Origin of the sequence: Microbacterium sp. ACRRU (genome assembly GCF_022346945.1) — a bacterium.
In the GTDB taxonomy this organism is placed as follows: Bacteria; Actinomycetota; Actinomycetes; order Actinomycetales; family Microbacteriaceae; genus Microbacterium; species Microbacterium mcarthurae.
In genome coordinates, this window is the sequence record NZ_JAKRNI010000022.1 from 39720 (window position 1) to 48210 (window position 8491).

The window sequence follows — 8491 nt, forward strand, 5'->3', positions numbered from 1 at the left end:
CCCTCGACGCCGAGGCAACCCCGGTGTGTCGCGGGTCGCCCCGCCTAGGCTGGATGCCGTGACGCAGAGCATCTACATCACGTCGGCCGAGGGCCATTCCGGCAAGTCCACGGTGGCGCTGGGCGTCCTGGACGCCGTCAGCCGCGTCACCCCGCGCGTCGGCGTCTTCCGCCCCATCGCCCGCTCCACCGCCGAACGCGACTACGTCCTCGAGATGCTGCTCGACCATGACGGCGTCGACCTCGCGTACGAAGACTGCGTGGGCGTCACCTACGACGACGTGCGCGATGACGCCGACGCCGCCCTGGCGCGCATCGTCGAGCGGTACAAGGCCGTCGAGGCGCAGTGCGACGCCGTCGTAATCATCGGCAGCGACTACACCGATGTCGGCAGCCCCGCCGAGCTGGCCTACAACGCCCGCATCGCGGCCAACCTCGGCGCGCCCGTGCTCCTCGTGCTCGGCGGCCGCGCGCAGCAGGGCCAGGGCGAGACGCTGGGCCTCTCCGTTGCCCGCACCCCGCAGGAGGTCGGGCAGATCGCCGCTCTGACAATGCCGGAGCTGCTGCACGAGCGCGCCGAAGTGTTCGCCGTCGTGGTCAATCGCGCCGATCCGGATGCCCTGGACGAGGTCGTGTCGTCGGTCCGCCACGTGGTCGACGCCGCGGCCGCTCCGCGCAGCCGCACCGTGCCCGTGTGGGCCCTGCCCGAAGACCGCTTCCTCATCGCCCCCTCCATGCGCGGCGTCTTGCGGTCGGTCGAAGGAGAGCTCATCAAGGGAGACCCCGAGCTGCTCACCCGCGAGGTGCTCGGCGTGGTCGTGGCCGGCATGTCGATGGTCAACGTGCTGCCGCGCCTGAAGGAGTCGGCGGTCATCGTCATCCCCGCCGACCGCACAGAGGTGCTGCTCGCGACGCTCCTGGCCAACGCCTCGGGGACCTTCCCGTCGCTCGCGGGCGTCGTCCTCAACGGCGGTTTCGAGCTGCCCGATGCCATCGTGCGCCTCATCGACGGTCTGGGGTCGCCGCTGCCCATCATCGCCACCGACCTGGGCACGTACGACACCGCGGTGCGCATCATGAACACGCGCGGCCGCCTCGCCGCCGACTCGCAGCGCCGCTACGACACCGCCCTGGCCATGTTCGAGCGACACGTCGACACCGCGCTGCTGACGCGGGAGCTCGGGGTGGCGCGGCCGAGCGTCGTAACGCCGCTGATGTTCGAGTACGGCCTCGTCGATCGCGCCCGCAGCGACCGACGCCGCATCGTCCTGCCCGAAGGCAACGACGATCGCGTCCTGCGCGCTGCCGCCACCGTGCTGGCGCGCGGCATCGCCGACCTGACGATCCTGGGCGAGCCCATCGAGGTGCGCGGACGGGCGATCGAGCTCGGCATCGACATCCGGGATGCCGAGGTCCTGAGCCCCTTCGACGCGGTGCACGTCGACAAGTTCGCCACCGAGTACGCCCGGCTGCGATCGCACAAGGGCGTGACGTACGCGCAGGCCGCCGACACCGTGACGGATGTGTCGTACTTCGGCACGCTGATGGTGCACCTCGGGCTTGCGGACGGCATGGTCTCCGGCGCCGCGCACACCACGGCGCACACCATCCGGCCCGCGTTCGAGATCATCAAGACCGCCCCGGGCGTGTCCGTCGTGTCGAGCGTCTTCCTCATGGCGCTCGCGGACCGCGTGCTCGTCTACGGCGACTGCGCGGTGATCCCCGACCCCACGAGCGAGCAGCTCGCCGACATCGCCATCTCCTCCGCCGCCACCGCCGAGCAGTTCGGCATCGAACCGCGCGTGGCGATGCTGTCGTATTCGACGGGCGAGTCGGGCACCGGAGCCGACGTCGAGAAGGTGCGCGCGGCCACCGCGCTCGTGCGCGAGCGCGCGCCCGAGCTGCTGGTGGAGGGCCCGATCCAGTACGACGCCGCTGCCGACGCCGCCGTCGCGAAGGCCAAAATGCCCGGATCCGAGGTCGCCGGCCGGGCCACGGTGTTCGTCTTCCCCGACCTCAACACCGGCAACAACACCTACAAGGCCGTCCAGCGCTCGGCCGGAGCGGTGGCGATCGGCCCGGTGCTGCAGGGCCTGAACAAGCCCATCAACGACCTGTCGCGCGGCGCTCTCGTCGACGACATCGTCAACACGATCGCCATCACCGCGATCCAGGCGCAGGGGAGTGCCGCGTGAGCGTCGTGCTGGTCGTCAACAGCGGGTCGTCGTCGTTCAAGTACCAGCTGCTCGACATGGCGCAGGAACGCGTGCTCGCATCCGGGCTGGTCGAGCGCATCGGCGAGCCGAGCGGAGTGGCGAAGCACACCGTCGTCGGCGCCCTCACGGATCCGGACGGTCCGGCACCCGCGGTGACGGATGCCACGTCCACCATCGAGCGTGAGATCCCCGACCACACCGCCGGTTTCGCCGTGATGCTCGAGGCGTTCGCCGCCTACGGACCTTCGCTCCAGGAACGCGCACCGATGGCGGTCGGACATCGGGTCGTTCACGGTGGGGCGCGCTTCTTCGCGCCGACCCTGATCACGCCGCTCGTCGAGATCAACATCGACGAGCTGTCGGTGCTGGCCCCCCTGCACAACCCGGCGAACCTGGCCGGCATCGTGGCGGCGAAGAAGGCCTTCCCCGATGTGCCGCACGTCGCCGTCTTCGACACCGCGTTCCACCAGTCGCTCGCCCCTGCGGCCTACACGTACGCCATCGATCGAGAGCTCGCCGAGGCGCATCGCATCCGCCGGTACGGATTCCACGGCACGAGCCACAAGTTCGTCAGCGAGTCCGCGGCGCAGTTCCTCGGTCGACCCCTCGCCGAGCTGCGCCAGATCGTGTTCCATCTGGGCAACGGCGCATCGGTGACGGCCATCGAGGGGGGCCGGTCGGTCGAGACGTCGATGGGGCTCACCCCGCTCGAGGGGCTCGTCATGGGGACGCGTTCGGGCGATCTCGACCCGGCGGTGCTGCTCCAGCTGGCGCGGCGCGCCGACCTGTCGATCGGCGACCTCGACGCTCTGCTGAACAAGCGTTCGGGTCTGCTCGGACTCGCCGGCGTCTCGGACATGCGCGATCTGACCGCCCGGTGCGACGCGGGAGACCCCGCCGCGCAGCTCGCCTTCGACGTCTACGTGCATCGCCTCCGGGCGTATGCCGGCGCGTACCTCGCCCAGCTGGGGGGCGTCGACGTGATCTCGTTCACCGCCGGTGTGGGCGAGAACGCCGCACGCGTGCGCGCCGAGGCCGTCGCGACCCTCGGCTTCGCGGGGGTCGAACTCGACCCCGAGCGCAACGAGGCGCGGGGGCGTGGCATCCGCCGGATCTCGTCCGACGCATCGCGCGTCGAGGTGCTCGTCGTGCCGACCAACGAAGAGCTCGAGATCGCTCGCCAGACCCTGTCGGTCGCGTCGTGAGCGGACCGGCGAAGTCCCCCGCCACTACGCTGGAACAGCGGCGCACCGTCGTGACCGCGCGTCCCGCCCTCACGATCTGGAGCCCGCCGTGACCGACAGCCGTGCCCTGCCCGATCTGACCTCTTTCGAGGCCGTCCTCTTCGATCTCGACGGCGTGCTCACCCCCACCGCCGAGGTGCACATGCGCGCGTGGAAAGAGATGTTCGACGAGCTGTTCGCCGCGTGGGGGATCGAGCCGCCGTACACCGATCGCGACTACTTCGAGCACGTCGACGGCAAGAAGCGGTACGACGGCGTGGCCAGCCTCCTGCGCAGTCGCGATGTCGAGGTGCCCTGGGGCGACCCCTCCGACGACCCCGCGCTCGACACCGTCTGCGGCGTCGGAAATCGCAAGAACGCGGTGTTCTCGCGCATCCTCCGTGCCGAGGGGATCGCGCCCTATCCCGGGTCCGTCGCTCTTCTGGACGTGCTGCAGGCGGCGGGAACGCCGATCGCCGTGGTGTCCAGCTCGAAGAACGCCGTCGAGGTGCTCGAAGCCGCCGGCATCCGGGAACGATTCCCCGTCGTCATGGACGGCGTCATCGCCGAACGCGACCACCTCGCATCCAAGCCCGCACCCGACGTGTTCGCCGAGGCCGCCCGCATGCTCGGGGTCGACCCGGCGCGTTCCGCGGCGGTCGAGGACGCCACCAGCGGCGTCGCCTCGGCGTCGGCCGCCGGTTTCGGGCTCGTCGTCGGGGTCGACCGCGGCGCCGGAGCGGACCACCTGCGCGCCGCCGGGGCCGACGTGGTCGTCGATGACCTGCAGGCCTTCGTAGACTGAGCCGTCGCCCCGCGCGACTGACCCGAAACCCGGCACCGGAAGGCATGCCCCCGATGATCGATCGCGATCGTTTCCCCCTCGACGAATGGCGCCTCGTCGAAACCGAATTCTCGGTCGACGACACCGGCGTGACCGAGACGCTGTTCGCCGTGGGCAACGGCTACCTGGGGTTGCGGGGCAACTCCATCGAGGGACGGTTCGCGCAGGAGCAGGGCACCTTCATCAACGGGTTCCACGAGACCTTCCCGATCCGTCACGCCGAGCAGGCCTACGGCTTCGCCGAAGTGGGGCAGACGATCATCAACGCCCCGGATGCCAAGGTCATGCGCGTCTACGTCGACGACGAGCCCCTTTCGCTCGATGTCGCCGACGTGCGCGAGTACGAGCGCGTTCTCGACATGCGCCAGGGCATCCTGCGGCGAACGCTCCTGTGGGTCACCCCGTCCGGCAAAGAGGTGCGGATCGAGGACGAGCGGTTCGTCTCGTTCGACGAGAAGCACCTCGTCGTGCTGCGCCTGACGGTGACGGTGCTGAACTCCGACGCCCCGGTCACGGTCGCGTGCCAGCTGCTGAACCGTCAGGACGGCGAGGGCATCTACGGCGGTTCGCCGATGGCATCCTCGTCCTCGGGATTCGATCCCCGCAAGACCGAGAAGCTCACCGACCGCGTTCTGCAGCCGCGCGAGTACTGGCAGGACGGCACCCGCTCGGCGCTGTCGTACGAAGTCACCGAGTCGGGCATGACGCTCGCCGTCGTCGCCGACCACGAGGTCGACACCGAGAACGCGTACACCTCGCGCCAGCTCATCGAGCCCGACATCGCCAAGAACGTCTTCCGGGTGTCGGCGCGTGCCGGTGTTCCCACGACCATCACCAAGTTCGTGAGCTACCACACCTCTCGGGGTGTCCCAGCGGGCGAGCTCGTCGACCGCTGCCGCCGGACGCTCGACCGGGCACGCGACGCCGGCGTCGCAGAACTCGTGAAGCGTCAGATCGACTGGTTCGCGGCGTTCTGGGACCGCTCGGACGTGCGCATCGGCGGCCAGGCCGACCTGCAGCAGGCCACACGCTGGTGCCTTTTCCAGCTCGCGCAGGCCGCGGCGCGCGCCGACGGGCAAGGGGTGCCCGCCAAGGGCGTGACCGGCTCGGGGTACAGCGGCCACTACTTCTGGGACACCGAGGTGTACGTTCTCCCGTTCCTGGCGTACACGACCCCGCAGTGGGCGCGGAACGCCCTGCGGATGCGGTACCTCATGCTCCCGGCGGCGCGCAAGCGCGCACACCAGCTGAACGAGGCCGGTGCGCTGTTCCCGTGGCGCACGATCAACGGCGAGGAGGCGTCGGCGTACTACGCCGCCGGTACCGCGCAGTACCACATCAACGCCGACGTCGCCTTCGCGCTGGCCAAGTACGTCCGCGCCACCGGCGACGAGGAGTTCCTCGCCCGCGAGGGCGTGGACATCGCCGTCGACACCGCGCGGCTGTGGTCGACGCTCGGGTTCTGGCGCTCGAGCGACGGAGACGACGGCGAGCAGGATGCCTTCCACATCCACGGTGTGACCGGTCCGGACGAGTACACCACCGTCGTCAACGACAACCTCTTCACCAACGTCATGGCCCGCTTCAACCTGCGGTTCGCCGCACGGACGGTCCGTGACCTCGCCGAGAACGATCCCGAGGCGTACGGCCGCATGGCGGACCGCATGAACCTCGACCCGTCCGAGCCCGACCGCTGGGAGAAGGCGGCCGAGGCGATGCACATCCCGTTCAGCCCGGCGCTCGGCATCCATCCGCAGGACGCGGTGTTCCTGGAGCGCGAGATCTGGGATCTCGAGAACACCCCGCCCGACCAGCGCCCGCTGCTGCTGCACTTCCACCCGCTGGTGATCTACCGCTACCAGGTGCTGAAGCAGGCCGACGTGGTGCTCGCGCTGTTCCTCCAGGGCAATCACTTCACGGATGCCGAGAAGCTCGCCGACTTCGAGTACTACGACCCGCTGACCACGGGTGACTCGACGCTGTCGGCGGTCGTGCAGTCGATCCTCGCGGCCGAGGTCGGCTATCAGGATCTGGCGCTGGAGTACTTCCGGCAGGCGGCGTTCGTCGACCTCGGCGACCTGCATCACAATGCCGCGGACGGCGTGCACGTGGCATCCGCGGGCGGCGTGTGGACCGCGCTCGTGAGCGGCTTCGGCGGCATGCGCGACCACTTCGGTCGCCTCACCTTCGACCCGCGTCTCCCGGTGGACTGGCCCGAGCTGTCGTACGTCTTGCACTGGCACGGTACGCGCCTGAACATCACCCTGACGGCCGCCGCGCTCACGCTGCACGCGGGTGACGAGGGGGCGCCGGTCGAGTTCGCCGTGCGCGGTGTGGACTACACGGTCGCGCCGGGCGAGACCGTCCGCGTCGCCCTGCACGGTCAGGGGCCGATCATTCCGGGTCGCCCGTCGATCCGTCAGCTCGAGGGGTCGGTCCGCGAGGACGGGAGCCTCCTGTCGGCATCCGTGCCCATCGTCACGGCCGCGATCCCGCTGGTATCCAGCGACGACGAGCCGATCGCGGTGGGCTTGGACGCCTGACTTCCCCGCCTGACGCGGCGGTGCCGTTCGTCAACGCGATGAAGTCTCGCGGATGCCGTGCGGCGGACGCCGCAGCGAGCCGGACGCGAACACGGCGGGACGGGGAGCTCGGCAGCGGCGATGTCGGTGGCACGCCGTAGGCTGGGGGAGTGACGACAGCCCTCTACCGCCGCTACCGCCCGCAGGCATTCGGCGAGATGATCGGGCAGTCGCAGGTGACCGAGCCTCTGATGACGGCCCTCCGCAGCGACCGGGTGGGCCACGCCTATCTCTTCTCGGGGCCGCGCGGCTGCGGCAAGACCACCTCGGCCCGTATTCTCGCGCGCTGCCTCAACTGCGCGCAGGGCCCCACCGACACCCCCTGCGGAGAGTGCGACAGCTGCGTCGAGCTCGGGCGCGGTGGCGGGGGCTCCCTCGACGTCGTCGAGATCGACGCCGCCAGCCACAACGGCGTCGACGACGCGCGCGACCTGCGCGAGCGGGCGATCTTCGCCCCGGCGCGTGATCGCTTCAAGATCTTCATCCTCGATGAAGCGCACATGGTGACCCAGCAGGGCTTCAACGCGCTGCTCAAGCTCGTCGAAGAGCCGCCGGCGCACGTGAAGTTCATCTTCGCCACCACCGAGCCCGAGAAGGTGCTCGGCACGATCCGCTCGCGCACCCACCACTACCCGTTCCGTCTGGTCCCGCCCGCGGCCATGCTCGAGTACGTCCAAGAACTGTGCGAGAGCGAGGGCGTCGCCGTCGAGGCGGGTGTTCTTCCGCTGGTCGTGCGGGCGGGCGGTGGGTCGCCCCGTGACACGCTCTCGCTGCTCGATCAGCTCATCGCCGGATCGGATCGGGATGCCGACGGCCACGTGCTCGTGAACTACGAGCGGGCCGTCGCCCTCCTGGGCTATACGCACTCCGAGCTGCTCGACGAGGTCGTCGACGCGTTCGCCGCGCTCGACGGGGCGGGTGCCTTCGCCGCCGTGGACCGCGTCGTCCAGACCGGACAAGACCCCCGCCGCTTCGTCGACGACCTGCTCGAGCGCCTGCGCGACCTCATCGTCGTCGCCGCCACCGGAGCGGGGGCCTCGGCGGTTCTTCGTGGCGTTCCCGACGACGAGCTCGAGCGCATGGGGCGTCAGGCCACCGCGTTCGGCGTCGCGCGTCTGTCGCGAACGGCCGATCTGGTCGTGGCGGCGCTCGACGAGATGACCGGGGCGACGTCGCCCCGCCTGCAGCTGGAGCTGTTGGTCGCTCGAGTGCTCACGCACGCGGGCGTCTCCCAGGGCACTTCGCCCGCGGCGGCATCGGCGCACGCGGCCGAGCACGTGTCGCCGAACACCGGCGGTCGAGCCGGCGCGGTTCCGGCTTCCGCCCCCGCGGTGGCTCCGCCCGCCGTCGCCGCTCCTGCGGTCGCGAGCCCCGCCGTCGCGAGCCCCGGTATCGCGAGCCCAGGTGTGGCGAATCCCGGTGTGGCGAATCCTGGTGTGGCGAATCCCGGTGTGGCGAACCCGGGGGCCACGAACCCGGGTGTGGCGAGCCCGAGTGTGACGAACCCCGGGATTGCGAACCCGAGTGTCGCGAACCCGAGTGTCGCGAACCCGAGTGTCGCGAACCCGGGTGTGGCGTCACCGGGCGGTCCCGCGCGTGCGGTTGCGGCGCCGGATCGCGTCGCGCC

At 70.4% G+C, this 8491-nt stretch carries 5 protein-coding genes; all 5 read left to right on the forward strand.

Annotation, left to right across the window (positions count from 1 at the left end; translation table 11 throughout):
- Positions 1-58: 58 nt before the first annotated feature.
- Positions 59-2194, forward strand: a complete 2136-nt coding sequence (pta, locus tag MHY30_RS11000; RefSeq protein WP_239276962.1) for a phosphate acetyltransferase — start codon at positions 59-61, stop codon at positions 2192-2194.
- Positions 2191-3420, forward strand: coding sequence for an acetate/propionate family kinase (locus MHY30_RS11005; RefSeq protein ID WP_239276963.1), 1230 nt, complete (start codon positions 2191-2193; stop codon positions 3418-3420). Before pta ends, MHY30_RS11005 begins: the two co-directional genes overlap by 4 nt.
- An 88-nt stretch (positions 3421-3508) precedes the next feature.
- On the forward strand, positions 3509-4243 hold the full coding sequence (locus tag MHY30_RS11010) for an HAD family phosphatase (RefSeq protein WP_239276964.1): 735 nt from the start codon (positions 3509-3511) through the stop codon (positions 4241-4243).
- Between the two features lie 53 nt (positions 4244-4296).
- Entirely contained in the window at positions 4297-6825 is a 2529-nt protein-coding gene (locus MHY30_RS11015) for a glycoside hydrolase family 65 protein (protein ID WP_239276965.1), read from the forward strand.
- 149 nt (positions 6826-6974) lie between these two features.
- Positions 6975-8491, forward strand: a 1517-nt coding sequence (locus MHY30_RS11020; protein WP_239276966.1) for a DNA polymerase III subunit gamma and tau, incomplete at its 3' end; no start/stop codon positions are given.

Excerpts from the sequence above, each read along its gene's own strand:
- MHY30_RS11015 (WP_239276965.1), top strand. The coding sequence starts at position 4,297 with ATGATCGATCGCGATCGTTTCCCCCTCGACGAATGGCGCCTCGTCGAA.